At 67.2% G+C, this 17616-nt stretch carries 15 protein-coding genes; 11 read left to right on the top strand and 4 right to left on the bottom strand.

Translation table 11 applies throughout. The annotated features are described in order from the left end of the window. Positions 1–45 precede the first annotated feature (45 nt). A complete protein-coding gene (locus GO615_RS08415) occupies positions 46–441 on the top strand; it encodes a CopK family periplasmic copper-binding protein (RefSeq protein WP_246262201.1) in 396 nt (131 codons plus the stop codon). A gap of 127 nt (positions 442–568) precedes the next feature. Here the strand turns inward: GO615_RS08415 and GO615_RS08410 are convergent, their stop codons facing one another. Further along, a complete protein-coding gene (locus GO615_RS08410) occupies positions 569–847 on the bottom strand; it encodes a hypothetical protein (RefSeq protein ID WP_169126890.1) in 279 nt (92 codons plus the stop codon). Positions 848–1152: 305 nt separating this feature from the next. Between GO615_RS08410 and GO615_RS08405 the strand changes: the two genes are divergently transcribed. The 3 genes from GO615_RS08405 to GO615_RS08395 all read left to right on the top strand — a co-directional run bounded on the left by GO615_RS08405 (position 1153) and on the right by GO615_RS08395 (position 4677). Next, positions 1153–2022 (top strand): EAL domain-containing protein, encoded by an 870-nt coding sequence (locus GO615_RS08405; RefSeq protein WP_169126888.1) that lies wholly within the window; start codon positions 1153–1155, stop codon positions 2020–2022. A 158-nt stretch (positions 2023–2180) separates the two neighbouring features. Further along, on the top strand, positions 2181–3545 hold the full coding sequence (gene chrA, locus GO615_RS08400; RefSeq protein WP_169126886.1) for a chromate efflux transporter: 1365 nt from the start codon (positions 2181–2183) through the stop codon (positions 3543–3545). Between the two features lie 82 nt (positions 3546–3627). After that, on the top strand, positions 3628–4677 hold the full coding sequence (locus GO615_RS08395) for a patatin-like phospholipase family protein (protein WP_211167003.1): 1050 nt from the start codon (positions 3628–3630) through the stop codon (positions 4675–4677). A gap of 48 nt (positions 4678–4725) precedes the next feature. On the opposite strand, the gene GO615_RS08390 is transcribed toward GO615_RS08395, so the two are convergent. Beyond that, the gene (locus tag GO615_RS08390; protein ID WP_169126884.1) at positions 4726–6093 is read right to left on the bottom strand and encodes an MFS transporter; all 1368 of its coding nucleotides are present in this window, start codon (positions 6091–6093) and stop codon (positions 4726–4728) included. A 61-nt stretch (positions 6094–6154) separates the two neighbouring features. Next, positions 6155–7375 carry a M20 aminoacylase family protein gene (locus tag GO615_RS08385; RefSeq protein WP_246262200.1) on the bottom strand — a complete coding sequence of 407 codons (1221 nt, stop codon included), beginning with the start codon at positions 7373–7375 and terminating at the stop codon, positions 6155–6157. Between the two features lie 81 nt (positions 7376–7456). Between GO615_RS08385 and GO615_RS08380 the strand changes: the two genes are divergently transcribed. Further along, positions 7457–8347 carry a LysR substrate-binding domain-containing protein gene (locus tag GO615_RS08380; protein ID WP_169126882.1) on the top strand — a complete coding sequence of 297 codons (891 nt, stop codon included), beginning with the start codon at positions 7457–7459 and terminating at the stop codon, positions 8345–8347. Here the strand turns inward: GO615_RS08380 and GO615_RS08375 are convergent. Continuing rightward, positions 8321–9235: a LysR substrate-binding domain-containing protein gene (locus GO615_RS08375; protein WP_169126880.1), complete on the bottom strand. Its 915-nt coding sequence runs from the start codon at positions 9233–9235 to the stop codon at positions 8321–8323. The genes GO615_RS08380 and GO615_RS08375 overlap by 27 nt on opposite strands. A 131-nt stretch (positions 9236–9366) precedes the next feature. On the opposite strand from GO615_RS08375, the gene gcvH reads away from it, so the two are divergent. The 6 genes from gcvH (at position 9367) to GO615_RS08345 (ending at position 17615) form a co-directional block, all read left to right on the top strand. After that, the gene (gene gcvH / locus GO615_RS08370) at positions 9367–9735 is read left to right on the top strand and encodes a glycine cleavage system protein GcvH (RefSeq protein ID WP_169126878.1); all 369 of its coding nucleotides are present in this window, start codon (positions 9367–9369) and stop codon (positions 9733–9735) included. A 30-nt stretch (positions 9736–9765) separates the two neighbouring features. Next, positions 9766–12648: an aminomethyl-transferring glycine dehydrogenase gene (gene gcvP / locus GO615_RS08365; RefSeq protein ID WP_169126876.1), complete on the top strand. Its 2883-nt coding sequence runs from the start codon at positions 9766–9768 to the stop codon at positions 12646–12648. A 13-nt stretch (positions 12649–12661) separates the two neighbouring features. Beyond that, complete coding sequence (locus tag GO615_RS08360; protein ID WP_169126874.1) at positions 12662–13189, top strand: glycine cleavage system transcriptional repressor; 528 nt, start codon at positions 12662–12664, stop codon at positions 13187–13189. A 219-nt stretch (positions 13190–13408) separates the two neighbouring features. Further along, entirely contained in the window at positions 13409–14809 is a 1401-nt protein-coding gene (locus GO615_RS08355) for an alanine/glycine:cation symporter family protein (protein WP_169126872.1), read from the top strand. 35 nt (positions 14810–14844) lie between these two features. After that, positions 14845–16098 carry a serine hydroxymethyltransferase gene (gene glyA, locus GO615_RS08350; RefSeq protein ID WP_169126871.1) on the top strand — a complete coding sequence of 418 codons (1254 nt, stop codon included), beginning with the start codon at positions 14845–14847 and terminating at the stop codon, positions 16096–16098. Between the two features lie 89 nt (positions 16099–16187). Continuing rightward, positions 16188–17615 (top strand): amino acid permease, encoded by a 1428-nt coding sequence (locus GO615_RS08345; RefSeq protein WP_169126869.1) that lies wholly within the window; start codon positions 16188–16190, stop codon positions 17613–17615. Position 17616: the final 1 nt, after the last annotated feature.

Genomic DNA, 17616 nt, shown 5'->3' with positions numbered 1-17616 from the left:
GCTCGTAGTCGAGCGCCAGATCCGATCACAGCAAGGAGAGTCATCATGAAACACACATCGATCCGTATTGTCTTTACATCCATTCTGCTTGCCGGCCCGCTGGCGGTATCGGCCCATACGGACTACTCAGAGGCCGGCTCGACCCATTGGCTCGAGCACCTCCAGACGGTTCCCGCCTTGTCTGCGGGACCCGCGCTGCGCGAGAACGTCCGTGACGGTGACGGCGCAAATTCCCTGGAGAAATCGTACGACCTCAAGGACGGCTCGACCCTTCACGTGTTCAGCGACGGCAAGATGGCCATGGAGGACAAGTACGGCCGCGCGTACTCCATGGATCAGGGGCACCCGATGGTGACTGCCGATGGCCAGAAGATCACGATGCAAGGCAACGAGGTCTGGCGCCTCGACGCGCTGCTGAACACCAACTACCGCGGGCGCTGAACGCGCGTCGGGGAGGCGGCCGCTGTTGCGGCCGCCTCCCCTCTAACCCAAGACCACCGCGGGCTGGTTGTTTGCGATATCCCCGCGGTGGCAGGATGGCCGGGAAAAGGCTGGTGGCAGCCGTCGCTTACTTGAAGTCGCGCTGATGGTTGTGGCGATTGCGGGCGGTCTTTGCCGGCGCAGGATTCGCGGCCTCCGATCCGGATGAGGCGGCCTGTTCTGCACGGACACCGACCTTTTCCCCCATATGACTATGCCGTGACGCGCTTGTCGCATTGGGTGCGGCGGGCGCTTGTATCGCAATCCCGGGCTGTTCGACGGCCGGAGCCTGGGACGCTGCACTGGCCCCGAACGACAGTCCGAGCGCCATAACGACTGTGGCGACGGAAAGAAGGGTGGTTCTCATGATGATCTCCGGTGCGTTCCGGCGAATGCTCGTCCGGCGCGGATGCTCCGGAATCCTTCGCTCGTGTTTCGCAGTGTGCGCCGCGACGACTGTCCGATCGATGACATAGGTATTACGCGTTTGTAAGCGTGACGGCGGGCGAACGGTGCCGAAGGGCAAGTCGGTTGTCCGCTCGCACATAAGCTCAGCAGAATTTCATGGTTCGCGGCCGTGACACGGCCCCGTAAAGTCGGGGTGCGACGATGCGTCGGCCTGCCGTGTGCGATGCGTCGTGCTTTGCACCGGACCACTGATGGAGCCCCGCCATGACCATTCCGACTTCGCCGGTCGCCGACCGCGTTCGCGACTTCCTCCACCGCCTGCCTCTCGAACGGCAGGTCGGTCGGACGCTGCGCCGCCTTGCGGATGGCAGCGTCGTGGGGGACTGGTTCGGATGCGAGCTGTCGAGCGTCTTCCAGCCCATCGTCGATCCTTCATCCGGCCATGCCGTCGGGCACGAAGCCTTCCTCCGCTGCCTGGGGGGCGGCCGGCGCGACCTGTCGCCGTGGGGGCTGTTTTCGGCCAATGCCGACGACGATCGCCTGATCGCGCTGGACCGGCTCGCGCGCACCGTCCACGCGCTGAACTTCATCGCGTCGGTGGGCGCCGACGGTCTGCTGTTCCTGAACGTGCATGGCCGCCTGCTTGCGGCAGTCGCGGGCGATCACGGGGCTGCGTTCCGCAAGGTGGTCGATGCGCTCGGTTTCCCGCCCGAACGCATCGTCATCGAGGCGCCCATCGTCGCGAGCCGGCAGGCGGACCTGTTGAGCTTCGTGCTGCGCAACTATCGCCAGAACGGGTTCCGCGTGGCCGTGAACCTCGAGTCCGTGGCGCAATGGCAAACGCTGGCGGGAAGCGTGCCGGTGGACTTCATCAAGATCGGCACGGCGGCATTGCAGGCGGAAGCCGACGTCGGGGAGGCGCTCGATGCGCTGCGGGCGCGCGCGGGATCGGCGCGGGTGATCGTGACGCGGGTCGAAAACAGGGCATTGGTGAATCCGTCTCGGGGCGTGCTCGCCCAGGGTTTTGCCTACGGTGCTCCGTTCGGCCGTCCGGCAGTGCGTTCGCCGCTGCGTTTCGCCGTGCGGCGGGAAGGTGGCAAGGTGGTGGCGGAGCAGGATCCGGTGGCCGGCTGAGTCTGCGCCGGTCGGGGGCGGCGCCGTGCGTCAGGCGCGACGGACATGCATACTTGCACGCTCGCACGAATCCGGCGGGACTCATGCGCATTCGTCGCCCGGCGCGGCGGGTTGCCCCGTGTCCCGTCCTCGACCCGCCTTGAGGCCGCACAACCAGAATGAGCCGTTCCGTACCGACGACCGAAAACGCCCCCGCAACCGCACCCGCGCCGGTTTCGTTCCGCGAGGCCTTGCTGTTCTGGCTGAAGCTCGGTTTCATCAGCTTCGGCGGGCCTGCGGGCCAGATCGCGATCATGCACCAGGAACTGGTCGAGCGCCGCCGCTGGATCTCGGAGCGACGATTCCTGCACGCCCTCAACTACTGCATGGTCCTGCCCGGCCCGGAGGCGCAGCAACTCGCGACCTACATCGGCTGGCTGATGCATCGGGCGCGCGGCGGCATCGTCGCCGGCGTGCTGTTCGTGCTTCCGTCGCTGCTGATCCTGATCGGCCTGTCGTGGGTCTATGTGGCCTTCGGCGAGACGCCGCTGGTGGCGGGGCTCTTCTACGGCATCAAGCCCGCCGTGACGGCCATCGTCGTCCAGGCGGCGCACCGCATCGGCTCGCGCGCGCTCAGGAACAATGTGCTGTGGGCGATCGCGGCGGCGTCCTTCGTCGCGATCGCCGGTCTCAACCTGCCGTTTCCCGCCATCGTCATCGGTGCGGCGCTCGTCGGGGTGATCGGCGGCCGGATGTCGCCGGAGCATTTCCGAGCCGGCGGCGCGCACGGCACGGCCGAGAAGTCCTTCGGCCCAGCGGTGATCGACGACGCCACGCCGACGCCCAAGCATGCGCGCTTTGCCTGGTCGCGCGTCGCGCGCGTGCTGGTGGTCGGCGGCCTGCTGTGGCTGGTGCCGATGGGGATGCTGGCGGGCGTGTTCGGCTGGCAGCACACGCTGACGCAGATGGGATGGTTCTTCACCAAGGCGGCGCTGCTGACCTTCGGCGGCGCCTATGCGGTGCTGCCCTACGTGTATCAGGGCGCGGTCGCGCACTACGGCTGGCTGACACCGACGCAGATGATCGACGGACTGGCGCTGGGTGAGACGACGCCGGGCCCGCTGATCATGGTGGTCGCGTTCGTCGGCTTCGTCGGCGGCTATGTGAAAGCGGTGTTCGGGCCGGACAGCCTGTTCCTCGCCGGCGCCGTGGCTGCCACGCTCGTGACGTGGTTCACCTTCCTGCCGTCCTTCATCTTCATCCTGTTGGGCGGTCCGCTGGTGGAGACGACCCACAACGACCTGAAATTCACGGCGCCGCTCACCGCGATCACCGCCGCCGTGGTCGGGGTGGTGCTGAACCTCGCGCTGTTCTTCGGCTACCACGTGCTGTGGCCGCAGGGGCTGGAGGGCGGCTTCGACCTCATGTCGGCGCTCATCGCGCTGGGCGCGGCGGTCGCGCTGTTCCGCTTCAGGGCGAACGTCATCCACGTGATCGCCGTGTGTGCGGTGGTCGGATTCGCGTTGCGGATGTTCATGACCTGACCACCTGAAACACCCCCGTTACCATTCTTGCTGTATTGTGCAGTGCAGCAAGAGTATGTCCCTGCATGGAAGGGGGTGGAGCATGTTGCGCAAACGATGGTGGTCGGGCAGGCGCGGCGAAGTGCCTGCGATCAGCCTCGCGCTGCAAGGCGGCGGGGCGCACGGCGCCTACACATGGGGTGTGCTGGACAGGCTGCTTGAGGACGGCTGGAAGCTCGACGGCGTCAGCGGCACCAGCGCGGGTGCGATGAACGCCGTGGCGCTGGCGCAGGGCTGGACGCGCGGCGGCGCGGAGGGCGCGCGCGAGACCCTGTCGGCGTTCTGGGAGGCGATCGCGGCCAGCGCGCCGCTGGAGCTCGACCTGCTGCACAGCATGAACCCGAATGGCAACGGCGCGCTGCCCAATCCCCTCGGGATGATGCTGGGGATGACGCGGCTGTTGTCGCCCTACCAGTTCAATCCGCTGGAGCTGAACCCCTTGCGTGAGGTGGTCCACGCGCAGTTCGATTTCGAGTTCCTGCGCCGCGAGTGTCGCCTGCGTCTGTTCATTGCGGCGACGCGCGTGCAGACGGGCAAGGTGCGCCTGTTCCGCACCGCCGAACTCACCGAGGACATGCTGCTGGCGTCGGCCTGCCTGCCCACCATCCACCATGCGGTCGAGATCGACGGCGAGGCCTACTGGGACGGCGGCTTCAGCGCCAATCCGGCTGTCTACCCGCTGATGTACGAATGCGAGACGCCGGACATCCTGCTCGTGCTGCTCAACCCGCTGCGCATTGCGGCGCCGCCGCGCAGCGCCGGGGAGATCGCGGATCGCACGGTGGAGCTCGGCTTCTCGGCGACCTTCCTGCGCGAGATGCGCATGATCGCGCATGCCCGCGCCTATCTCGAGGCGGGTAGCGGCTTTCTCCCGCACGGGCGCCTCGAGCGCAAGCTGCTGGGCCTGCGCTTCCACATGATCGAGGCGCAGGAGCTGGCCGAGAGCGGCAGCGGCAGCAAACTCAACGCGGCGCGCGCCTTCCTTCACGAACTGCGCGACCTGGGGCGCGCCCGTGCCGCGAAGTGGATCCGTACCAAGCGGCAGCATGTGGGCAGCCGGGGGACGGTGAATCTCGGAGAGGTGTTCGCGTAAACGAAAAAAGCCGCCCCCGGGGGAGGGGCGGCCAGCATTGCAGGGATTTCAGGCGCGATTGAGAGCGGTGCGCGGGAGGATGGTGGCCTCCTTGCCGCCCTTGCCCGTCTGCGCCTGCGGTGTTTCATCATCGACCGCGGCGAGATGCGCGACCCTGGTGCGGTCGGTCAGGAACAGGGCGGACACGAAGCCCAGCGCGGCGGCGAACATCACGTAGAAGACGGGGGCGATGACGACGCCCGTGTTCTGGATGAGCCAGGTCACGATGAACTGCGCGAAGCCGCCGAACACCATCACCGCGACGTTGTAGGCGAGCGCGAGGCCGGTCGAGCGCACGCCGGCGGGGAACTGTTCCGCCATCACGGCCGAGATCGGGCCGAAGAAGACCGCGAGCAGGATGCACAGCACGATCTGCATCGTGACGAGCCGTTCGAACGATGGGGCGGCATGCACCCACGACAGCAGGGGGTAGGAGGCGACGAGCAGGCCGGCGGCGGCGAGGATCACGAGGATCTTGCGGCCGACGCGGTCGGACAGCGCGCCGAACACGGGCATCAGGATCGTCATCAGCGCGACCGCGATGACCTGCGCGGTGAAGGCATCCGACAGCACCATGCCGAGCTGTTTGGTGGCGAAGGTCGGCATGTAGACCAGGATCACGTAGAAGCCGACCGTGCCGCAGACGGTGACGCCCATGACCGCGAAGACTTCGCGCAGGTGGTTCCGGAGCATGCGGGCGATCGACTGCTTCTCCGCCGGGGCCTTGTGGGCTTCCAGAAAGGCCTCGGTTTCTTCCAGGTGACGGCGGATCCATAGGCCGACCGGGCCGATCGCGAGGCCGATGATGAACGGGATGCGCCAGCCCCAGGCGTCGAGCGCCTCGGGCGAGAGGTTGCGCGTGACCAGCGCCGTGACCTCGGCGCCGGCAAACACCGCCAGGCCCTGGCCGAACATCTGCCACGAGCCGTACAGGCCGCGCTTGTTGGGCGGTGCGCTCTCGATCAGGAAGGAGGTCGCGCTGGCGAACTCGCCGCCGGTGGCGAAGCCCTGCAGCAGGCGTGCGAGCACGATCAGCAGCGGGGCGGCGACGCCGATCGCGGCGTAGGGCGGGGCGAAGGCGATCAGTGCGATCGACACGGTCATCATCGCGATGATGAGCTGCAGCGCCGCCTTGCGGCCCTTGCGGTCGGCGTAGATGCCCAGCAGCACGCCGCCCACCGGACGCATGAAGAAGCCCACGCCGAAGGTCGCGGTGGCCATCAGCAGCGAGCTGTACTCGCTTTCGGAGGGGAAGAACAGGCGCGAGATCACCACGGCGAGGAAGCCGAAGACGATGAAGTCGTACCATTCCAGCGCGTTGCCGATGACGGCGGCGACGATCTGCCGCGTGCGCGGCGCTGCGGTATTGGTGCTCATGATGCGTGTCTCCTCTTTAAGAGTCTGAGTTGTCGTTTTGGGGTCTTCCGCCAGCCGGCGGTCAGCCGCCGAAGAACCGGTTCGCGAGGGCGACCCAGAAGGCCGCGCCCGGCGCGAGGCAGGCGTCGTTGAAGTCATAGTGCGGGTTATGCACGCTGCACGGCCCAAGGTGTTCCCCGCCGGCGAAGCCGTTGTCGCCGTTGCCGATCAGCAGGTAGCAGCCGGGCACCTGCTGCAGCATGAAGGCGAAGTCCTCGCTGCCCGAGAGCGGCGGGGCGTTGCCGTCCACCTTGTCGTCGCCGACCAACTCGCGTGCGACCTCGGTCGCGAAGCGCACCTGCTCGGCGGTGTTGATCAGCACGGGGTAGCCGCGCTCGTAGCGGATGTCGCAGCCGACGCCGTGGGCGGCGGCCTGTCCGCGGGCCAGTTCGCAGATGCGCTGTTCCAGGCGGTCGCGCACTTCGGGGCGTAGCGCGCGCACGCTGAGTTCCAGTTCGGCCGTCTCGGGGATCACGTTGTAGGCCTTGCCGGCGGACATGCGGCCGACGCTGACCACGGCCATCTCGACCGGATCGACGTTGCGCCCGACGATGCCTTGCAGGCCGAGCACGGTCGCCGCCGCCGGCAGCGTCGGGTCGGCGGCGAGGTGGGGCAGGGCGCCATGGCCGCCCTTGCCGTCGAAGCGGATCAGCACCTTGTCGGACGAGGCCATGAAGGGGCCGGGGCGGAAGCGGAAGTGGCCGGTCGGCACGCCGGGGAAGTTGTGCATCGCGAAGATGGCATCGCAGGGGAAGCGCTCGAACAGGCCTTCCTCGAGCATGCGCTTGGCGCCGCCGCCGCCACCCAGTTCCTCGGCGGGCTGGAAGATCAGGTTCAGCGTGCCGCTGCCGGGCAGGCGGCCTTCGCGGTGCAGGCGTCCGAACACCTGTGCGGCGCCGAGCAGCATCGCGGTGTGGCCGTCGTGGCCGCAGGCGTGCATCCGGCCCGGATTGCGGCTCGCCCAGGGCAGGCCGGTTTCCTCGTGGATCGGCAGCGCGTCCATGTCGGCGCGCAGCCCCAGGCGCGGGCCGCCCTTGCCGCCGTCCGTGCCCCAGCTCAGGGTGCCGACGACGCCGGTGGTGGCGATGCCGGCAGTCACTTCGAAGCCGCAGTCGCGCAATTGGTCGGCCACCAGGCGGCTGGTCTCGAACTCGTCGAAGCCGAGCTCGGGATGCTGGTGGATGGCACGCCGCCAGGTCTTCATGGCGGCTTCGTCGGGGAGGTGGCGATCAATAGTATTCATGGATTGATAATAGAATTTGCTAACGATCGCGGAAGGCGGTACTTTTTCCGGGGTGACAACCAAACGTGTTCACTGACCGCGATGAAGGACCATCAACTGAAGGCGCTCGTGCAGGTTGCCGATGCCGGCTCGATCCGGGCGGCGGCGCGGGCGATGCATCTCAGCCAGAGTGCGCTGACGAAGGCGCTGCGCGAGCTGGAGGAAGACGTGGGGGCGGAGCTGCTGACGCGCAGCTACAAGGGCGTGGTGTTCACGCCTGCCGGCCAGGCGCTGCTCGCGCGTGCGCGTCTCGCGCTGGCAACGCTGGAGAAGGCGCGCGAGGAGGTGCGCCTGCTGCGCGGCGGGGCGGGCGCGCGCATCGCCGTCGCGCTGACGCCGCTCGTCGCGGCGACGGTGCTGCCGCGCGTGTTGGCGGAATTCCGCCGCATCCAGCCGGACGCCGCGCTGAGCCTGGAGGAGGGGCTGCTGACCAACGTGGTCCCCGGCATCATCGAAGGGCGCCTGGATTTCGCCGTGGCGCTCGCCAATGCGCAGGATCTTCCCTATGAAGTGGATTTCGAGCCACTGGCGCAGATCCCGGCCTCGCCCGCGGGCCGCATCGGGCATCCGCTGGCCGCGGCACGGACCTGGGCGGAGCTCAAGGGCGCAAGCTGGGTGCTGAACCTGACCGGGGCGAGCCAGGGCAGCCACCTCGTGAACTGGCTGATGGCCAACGGCATCGACGTGCCGGACAGCACCGTGCGCTGCGCTTCGCCGACGCTGATGCTGGAGCTCATGCGGCGCACCGACCACATCGGCTTCGGCCCGACCGTGCTGATACGCGATCCGATCTTCGGCGTCGGGCTGCAGGAGTTCGCCGTCGAACCGCTGCCGCCGCCGATGTCGCTCGGCATCCTGAGCCTGCGCGGGGTGCCGCTGAGCGTGGCCGCCCGGCCGCTGGCGGCGCTATTCGCCCGCCAGCTGCGCGCCTGAAGACGGTGCCGTAGCCCCGGCCAGCGTGGCATCCGACGAGGCGAAGCTGCTCGTGATGTAGTCGGCGAGGCAGCGCACCGCCTCGGTGACGCTTTCCCGCCGCTCGTACAGCCGTACGTCCAGTTGCCCCATCGCGGGGAAGCCGTCGCGCTCGCCCAGTGCCCGCACGCCTTGGGGCACGGTGCTGCCGGCGAGCAGGGTCACGCCGAGGCCGGCGCGCACCGCGGCGATGATGCCGCTGTAGCTGGAGCTCATATAGGCGATGCGCCACGGCCGCTGCTGGCGACCGAGCATCTGCAGCACGCGGCTGCGGTAGATGCACGGCGGCGGGGCGACGACCAGCGACAGCGGCCGCTGCGTGTGGCGTTCGTGGTCGGGGCTGGTGATCCACACCAGCGATTCGGTGAGCACCTTGGAGCCGCCACGCTCGTCCGGGTCGTCGTGCAGGGCGATGACGAGATCGAATTCGCCTTTCTCCTGCCGGGCAAGCAGGTTCTTGCTGAGGTCGCAGGTGACCTCGAGCATCACGCCCGGGTGCGACTGCGCGAATTTCCCGAGGATCACCGGCAGCAGCGAGGCGGTGTATTCGTGCGGCGCGCCCAGCCGCACGCTGCCCGCCACCTTGGGCCGGCGCAGGCTGCTCACGGCCTCGTCGTTGAGCGCGAGCATGCGCCGCGCGTAACTCACCAGCGTCGTCCCTTCCTCGGTGAGCTTGACGCGGTGCGTGCCACGCACGAACAGCGGTGCGTCCAGCAGCTCTTCCAGGCGCCGGATCTGCAGGCTCACGGCCGACTGCGTGCGTCCGACGATTTCGCCGGCACGGGTGAAGCTGCCCGTTTCGACAGCCTTCACGAAGGTGCGCAGCAGCTCGGTAGGGATGTTTTGCATCGTGTACGGACCATTAATGGCATCAATGATTTCATTTCAACTATCAAATTCGCTCATGTCAACACATTGATACCATGCGCTCCGTAACCTAACTTGAGTTTGTATCAATCAACACGCAACCAGGAGACACCATGAGCACGATCAAATTCACCGAAGACCACGAGTGGCTGAGCGTCGAGGGCGACGTCGCGACGGTTGGCATCACCGACTATGCTCAGAACGCGCTGGGCGACATCGTTTTCGTGCAGCTGCCGGACGTCGGCGCGAGCTTTGCGGCGGGCGATGAAGCCGCGGTCATCGAGTCGGTGAAGGCTGCCGGCGAACTGAAGATGCCGCTGGCCGGCACGATCGTCGAAGTCAACGGCGCACTGGCCGATGCGCCCGCGACCGTCAATGAAGATCCGATGGGTGCAGGCTGGTTCATCCGCGTCCGCCTCGACGATCCGTCCGCGCTTGCCGGGCTGCTCGACCAGGCCGCCTACGACAAGCTGACTGCCTGATCGACCTTCTTCCGGAAACCAGCCCAAGCCATGAACATGAACGACACCCGCTTCCCCGCGACGCTCGACCAGCTCGAGCAGCGCGATGATTTCGTCGGCCGCCACGTCGGCCCGGATGCGACCGAAACGCAGGCGATGCTCGCCGCGCTCGGCCTCGATTCGCTCGACCAGCTCGTCGACAAGGTGATCCCGGCTTCCATCCTGTCGCCCTCGCCCCTCCCTCTCCCCGAGAGCCGGACGGAAGCCGAAGCGCTCGCCATGCTGCGCGAGATCGCGGGGAAGAACCGGGTGTTCCGTTCCTTCATCGGCACGGGCTATTACGACACCTACACGCCGGGTGTCGTGCTGCGCAACGTCCTCGAGAACCCCGCCTGGTACACCGCCTACACGCCGTACCAGCCGGAGATCTCGCAGGGCCGTCTGGAAGCGCTGCTGAACTTCCAGACCATGATCACCGACCTGACGGGCATGGAGATCGCCAACGCCTCGCTGCTCGACGAAGCGACCGCCGCGGCCGAGGCGATGACCTTCTGCCAGCGCCTGTCGAAGAACCCGGCCAAGGCCTTCTTCGTTTCGAGCGACTGCCACCCGCAGACCATCGAGGTGGTGCGCACCCGCGCAGAGCCGCTGGGCTTCGAGGTCATCGTCGGCAATCCGGCGACCGATCTCGACAAGCATGAATTCTTCGGCGTGCTGCTGCAGTACCCGGCGAGCACCGGCGAAGTCGTCGACTACGCCGGCATCGTCGCCGCCGCCCACGCCAAGAAGGCGCTCGTCGTCGTCGCGGCCGACCTGCTCGCGCTGACGCTGCTGAAGTCGCCCGGTGAGCTCGGCGCGGACGTCGCGATCGGCACGACGCAGCGCTTCGGTATCCCGCTGGGCTTCGGCGGCCCGCACGCCGCGTATTTCGCGACCCTCGACGCGCACAAGCGCGTGATGCCGGGCCGCGTCGTCGGCGTGTCGATCGACAGCCACGGCAAGAAGGCCTACCGCCTCGCGATGCAGACGCGCGAACAGCACATCCGCCGCGAGAAGGCCACCTCCAACATCTGCACGGCGCAGGTGTTGCTGGCGGTGATGGCGAGCCTCTACGCCTGCTACCACGGCCCGAAGGGCCTGACCACGATCGCCCGTCGCGTGCATCGCCTGACCGCCACGCTGGCGGCCGGCCTGCGTCGCGTCGGTGCCGAAGTGGTGACCAACGCCTTCTTCGACACCATCGCCGTGCGCGTCGCCGACGCGGCTGCCGTGCATGCCGCGGCCCGCGCCAAGCAGTTGAACCTGCGCGAGATCGACGCCACGACCGTCGGCATCTCGCTCGACGAGACCTCCACCCGCGCCGACGTCGAGGCGCTGTGGGCGGTGTTCGCCAACGGTGCCGCTGTTCCCTCGTTCGCCGACGTCGAGAACCTCGCACCGGAGGCCCTGCCGGCCGGCCAGCTGCGCACCTCGGCCTTCCTGACGCACCCGGTGTTCAGCGCCTACCAGTCCGAGACCAAGATGCTGCGTTACCTGCGCGGGCTGGCGGACAAGGATCTGGCGCTCGACCGCACGATGATCCCGCTGGGCTCGTGCACGATGAAGCTGAACGCGACCACCGAGATGATCCCGGTCACCTGGCGCGAGTTCGGCGGCGTGCATCCCTTCGCTCCTGCGGACCAGGCCCAGGGCTACGCCCAGCTCACCGCCGAGCTGGAGCAGATGCTGTGCGCCTGCACCGGCTACGACGCCGTGTCGCTGCAGCCGAACGCCGGCTCGCAGGGTGAATACGCCGGCCTGCTGGCGATCCGCGCCTACCACGCGAGCCGCGGCGAAGGTCACCGCGACGTGTGCCTGATCCCGAGCTCCGCTCACGGCACCAACCCCGCGACGGCCAACATGGCCGGCATGCGCGTGGTCGTCGTGGCCTGCGACGAGAATGGCAACGTCGACGTCGCCGACCTCAAGGCCAAGGCCGAGCAGCACAGCGACAAGCTCGCCGCGATCATGATCACCTATCCCTCGACGCACGGCGTGTTCGAGACGGCGGTGCGCGAGATCACCGAGATCGTGCATGCCCACGGCGGCCAGGTGTATATCGACGGCGCCAACATGAACGCCATGGTCGGCCTGTGCGGCCCGGGCAAGTTTGGCGGCGACGTGTCGCACCTGAACCTGCACAAGACCTTCTGCATCCCGCACGGCGGCGGCGGACCGGGCGTCGGCCCGATCGGCGTGAAGTCGCACCTCGCGCCCTTCCTGCCGGGCCATGCGTCGGGCGGCCTGAAGGGCATCGGCGCGGTCTCGGCTGCACCCTACGGCAGCGCCAGCATCCTGCCGATCACCTGGACCTACATCACGCTGATGGGCGCCGAAGGCCTGCGCAACGCGACCGTGATGGCAATCCTCAACGCCAACTACATCGCCAAGCGCCTGGATCCGCACTACCCGGTGCTGTACCGCGGCGAGAACGGCATGGTCGCGCATGAATGCATCATCGACCTGCGCCCGCTCAAGGATGCGACCGGCGTCACCGTCGATGACGTCGCCAAGCGCCTGATCGACTTCGGCTTCCATGCGCCGACGATGTCCTTCCCGGTGCCGGGCACGCTGATGATCGAGCCGACCGAGAGCGAGTCCAAGGAAGAGCTGGACCGCTTCTGCGACGCGATGATCGCCATCCGCGAGGAAATCGCCAAGGTCGGCAGCGGCGAATTCGACGCCAAGGACAACCCGCTGGTCAACGCGCCGCACACCGCGGAAGCGATCGCCGGGGAGTGGTGCCATCCGTACAGCCGCGAACAGGCCGTCTATCCGCTCGCCAGCCTGCGTGCGAACAAGTACTGGTCGCCGGTGGGCCGGGTGGACAACGTGTATGGCGACCGCAACCTCGTGTGCGCCTGCCCGCCGATGTCCGACTACGAACAGGCCTGAGGAGAGAGCTGACATGAACGCATCCCTTGTTGTCACCCTGATCGGCGCTGATCGTCCCGGTCTCGTCAACGCGCTGGCCGAGTGCGCCGCCGACTGCGGCGCGAACTGGCTGGAGAGCAGCATGGCGCAGCTCGCCGGCAAGTTTGCGGGCATCGTGCGGCTGGAAATTGCCGAAGCCGATGCCGGCAAGCTCGAGGCAGCGTTGGGCGAGCTCGAAGTGGAAGGCCTGCGCCTGACGATCGAGCGCGGCGTCGCGGCCTCCGCTCCCGCGCTGCGCGTCACGAAGCTGACGCTGGTCGGCCACGACCGCCCCGGCATCGTGCGCGAGATCTCGGCCGCGCTGGCGCGCCACGGCGCCAGCATCAGCAAGCTGGAAACCGCGTGCGAGAACGCCTCCTTCAGCGGCGAACCGCTGTTCCGCGCCAGCATCGAGGTGCAAGTGCCGGCGTCCGTCGAGCCCGCAAGCCTGAAGGCGGAGCTGGAAACGCTGGCGAACGAGCTGATGGTGGATCTCAACCTGGAGGGCGAGGCTGCCAACTGACGCAGTACCGCCCGCCGATCCAGACGGCAGTTCCAATTCCCCGTTCGCCCTGAGCTTGTCTCAGGGCTCCGGCAGGGCCTCTTGAGGCCCCGCCCGGGGAGGATTTCGCCGCAATTTCGCGAGGCGGGCGCATCCACCGGGGCCGGGCATCAAAAGGAGCGGGAAAATCCGCCGTGTCCGGTCTCCGATCAAAACTAGAAGTATGACGGAGACAACCTCATGCAGTTCCTGAACCAGCTCTTCACGGCCCTGAACGACCTCGTCTGGGGCGTCCCCATGATCGTCCTGATCCTGGGTACCGGTCTGTATCTGCAGCTTCGACTCGGCTTCATGCCGATCTTCAAGATTCCCTACGGCTTTCGCATGATCTGGCGGAGCCGCACGCCCGGCGCCAAGGCCGAAGGCGAAATTTCACCCTTTGCCGCGCTGATGACGGCGCTTTCTGCCACCGTCGGCACCGGCAACATCGCCGGCGTCGCCTCGGCGATCGCGATCGGGGGGCCCGGCGCCCTGTTCTGGATGTGGATGACGGCGCTCGTCGGCATGGCCACCAAGTACAGCGAAGTCGTGCTCGCGGTGAAGTACCGCGAGGTGGACGACAAGGGCGAGCACGCCGGCGGCCCGATGTACGCGATCAAGAACGGCCTTGCGAAGCACTGGCACTGGCTCGGCACCGCCTTCGCGATCTTCGGCGGCCTCGCGGGCTTCGGCATCGGCAACATGGTCCAGGCCAACGGCATCGCCAGCGCGGTGCACAACGCCTTCGGCGTGGAAACCTGGATCACCGGCGTGGTTCTGGTCGTGCTCACCGGCGCCGTCGTGCTGGGCGGCATCAAGCGCATCGGTGCCGTGGCCGAATGGCTGGTGCCCTTCATGTGCATCGCCTACATCGGCTGCGTCGCGGTCATCCTGTTCGTCTTCGCCGACCGCATCCCCGATGCCCTGGCGACCATCTTCAGGCAAGCTTTCAGCCCCACCGCGGCCACCGGCGGCTTCGTCGGCGCGAGCGTGATGCTGGCGATCCAGAAGGGTGTGGCGCGCGGCATCTTCTCGAACGAGGCGGGCCTCGGTACTGCCGGCATCGCGCAGGCCGCAGGCGCCACCAGCAACCCCGTGTTCTCGGGCCTGATCGGCATGATGGGCACCTTCATCGACACCATCATCGTGTGCACGATGACCGGCCTGGCGATCATGGTCAGCGGCGTGTGGGATTCGGGTGCGACCGGCGCGGTGCTGAGCTCGGCGGCCTTCGAGGCGGCGATGCCCGGTGTCGGCAAGTACCTGCTCGCGGCATCGCTTGCGGTGTTCGCCTTCACCACCATCCTCGGCTGGGCCTACTACGGCGAGAAGTGCTGGGAATTCCTGCTCGGCACCGCGTCCGAGAAGCCCTTCCGCATCCTGTGGACCGTCGCAGTGTATTTCGGCGCGGTGCTGAGCCTCGATTTCGCCTGGCTGGTGGCGGACACGCTGAACGCGCTGATGGCCATCCCCAACCTGATTTCCCTGCTGCTGCTCTCGCCGGTGATCGTCAAGCTGACGCGCGAGTATTTCGCCGAACAGCGCGGTGAGATGCAGCAATCCGAAAACCCGTCAGTGTCCGCGGCGCGGGCGACGCACTGACATCCCAGTCCGACAACCCAATCCGGAGTACCTAGATGTTCGACAAGCAAATGCAGATCGCCGGCTTCGACCCTGACCTGTGGGGTGCCATCGAGTCCGAGCGCCACCGCCAGGAAGATCACATCGAGCTGATCGCGTCCGAGAACTATGCCAGCCCGCGCGTGATGCAGGCGCAAGGCACGGTGCTCACCAACAAGTACGCGGAAGGCTATCCGGGCAAGCGCTACTACGGCGGCTGCGAGCATGTCGACGTCGTCGAACAGCTCGCCATCGACCGCGCCAAGCAGCTGTTCGGCGCGGATTGGGTGAACGTGCAGCCGCATTCCGGTTCGCAGGCCAACGCCGCCGTGTATTTCGCGCTGCTGCAGCCGGGCGACACCATCCTCGGCATGAGCCTCGCGCACGGCGGCCATCTTACGCACGGCGCGAAGGTGAACTTCTCCGGCAAGGTGTTCAACGCCGTGCAGTACGGCGTCACCGACGACGGCGTGATCGACTATGACGCGCTCGAGGCGCTCGCCGTCGAGTGCAAGCCGAAGATGATCGTCGCCGGCTTCTCGGCCTATGCCCGCCACCTCGACTTCCCGCGCTTCCGCGCGATCGCGGACAAGGTCGGCGCGCTGCTGTTCGTCGACATGGCGCACGTCGCCGGCCTCGTCGCCGCGGGCCTGTACCCCAGCCCGGTGCCCTTCGCGGACATCGTCACCAGCACCACCCACAAGACCCTGCGCGGCCCGCGCGGCGGCATCATCCTCGGTCGCGCCAATGCGGACATCGAGAAGAAGATCGCCTCGATGGTTTTCCCCGGCACCCAGGGCGGCCCGCTGATGCACGTGATCGCGGCCAAGGCCGTCGCCTTCAAGGAAGCGCTGGATCCCTCCTTCAAGGAATACCAGAGGCAGGTGCTCGCCAATGCGCGCGCGATGGCCGGGGTGTTCGTGGAGCGCGGCTACAAGATCGTGTCGGGCGGCACCGACGACCACCTCTTCCTGGTCGACCTGATCGCCAAGGGCATCACCGGCAAGGCTGCCGACGCGGCGCTCGGCGCGGCCCACATCACGGTGAACAAGAACACCGTGCCCAACGATCCGCAGTCGCCTTTCGTCACCAGCGGCATCCGCATCGGTACCCCGGCGGCGACCACCCGCGGCTTCGGCATCGCCGAGGTCACGGAGCTGGCCGGCTGGATCTGCGACGTCCTCGACGACGTCGAGAACCCGGCAGTCATCGAGGCCGTGCGCGCGAAGGTGTCCGCTCTGTGCGCCCGCTTCCCGGTCTACGGCAAGTAATCGGCAAATAAAAAAAGCAGTACGCGGCGCCTGCGGGCGCCGCCTTCCAACGCCAGAGAGAGACCGTTGAATCAACCGAGGAAGGAAGGATGACACGTATCAGCGATATGCTCGACGAAGAGCAGAAACATGAAAGCAAGGACCTCGAACGAGGGCTCCAGGACAGGCACATCCAGCTCATCGCCATCGGCGGAGCGATCGGTGTGGGTCTGTTCCTCGGCTCGGCGAAGGCGATCAGCAAGGCGGGCCCCGCGCTGCTGGTGACCTACGCCTTCGCAGGACTGGCGGTGTTCTTCATCATGCGTGCGCTGGGCGAACTGCTCATCCACCGACCGGTCGCCGGCTCGTTCGCGACCTATGCCGAAGAGTACGTGAGCCCCTGGGCGGGCTTCGTTACCGGCTGGACCTACTGGTTCACCTGGGTCGTTACCGGCATGGCGGAACTCACCGCCGTCGGCGTCTACTTCCACTACTGGTTCCCGGACATCCCGCAGTGGATCCCGGCGCTCGGCACGCTGGTCGTGCTGTACGGCGCCAACCTGATTGCCGTGAAGGTGTTCGGCGAGATGGAATTCTGGTTCGCCCTGATCAAGGTGCTGACGATCGTCGCGATGCTGGTCATCGGCCTCGTCATCATCATCTTCGGCGTGGGCGACCTCGGCAAGACCGCGAGCTTCTCCAACCTGTGGTCGCACGGCGGCTTCGCGCCGATGGGCATGGTGGGGGTGGTGCTGACCCTGCAGATCGCGTGCTTCGCCTACACCGGTGTCGAGCTGATCGGCGTCACGGCGGGCGAGGCGCAGAACCCCGAGAAGGTGCTGCCGCACGCGACCAACAGCGTGACCTGGCGGATCCTGATCTTCTACATCGGCGCGCTGATCGTGCTGATGTCGCTGGTGCCGTGGAACGAACTCAACCCGAACATGAGCCCGTTCGTGACCGTGTTCGAGAAGATCGGCATCCCGGCCGCGGCGGGCATCATCAACTTCGTCGTCATCACCGCGGCGGCCTCGTCGTGCAACAGCGGCATCTTCAGTACCGGCCGCATGCTCTACACGCTCGCGCAGTTCAAGCAGGCCCCGGCCCCGCTCGGCAAGGTGAACAAGAGCCACGTTCCGGCCACCGCGATCACGTTGTCCGCTCTGTTCATGCTGGTCGGCGTCGCGCTGAACTATGTCGTGCCCGAGGAAGCCTTCGTCTATGTCACCAGCGTCGCCACCGTCGGCGCCGTGTGGACCTGGGGCATCATCGTGTGGTCGCACCTGAAGTACCGCCAGGCGGTGAAGCAGGGGCTCGCCACCGCGGTGTTCTTCCGCATGCCCGGCGCACCGTTCGCCAACTGGTTCGTGCTCGCCTTCCTGGCGCTGGTGGTCGTGTTCCTGGCAATGGACGCCGGCACCCGCGTGGCGCTGTTCGTCGCTCCGGTCTGGTTCGCTCTCCTGACCGCGGGCTATCTGATCTCCAAATCGCGTGCCGCCAGTGAAAACGGCGTGCTCGCATCCGAAACTTCGAGGTAAT

It is taken from the genome of Aromatoleum evansii, assembly GCF_012910805.1.
GTDB classification, from domain to species: domain Bacteria; phylum Pseudomonadota; class Gammaproteobacteria; order Burkholderiales; family Rhodocyclaceae; genus Aromatoleum; species Aromatoleum evansii.
Note: the sequence above shows the minus strand (reverse complement) of the source record. Positions and strands in the feature narration are given on the sequence as shown.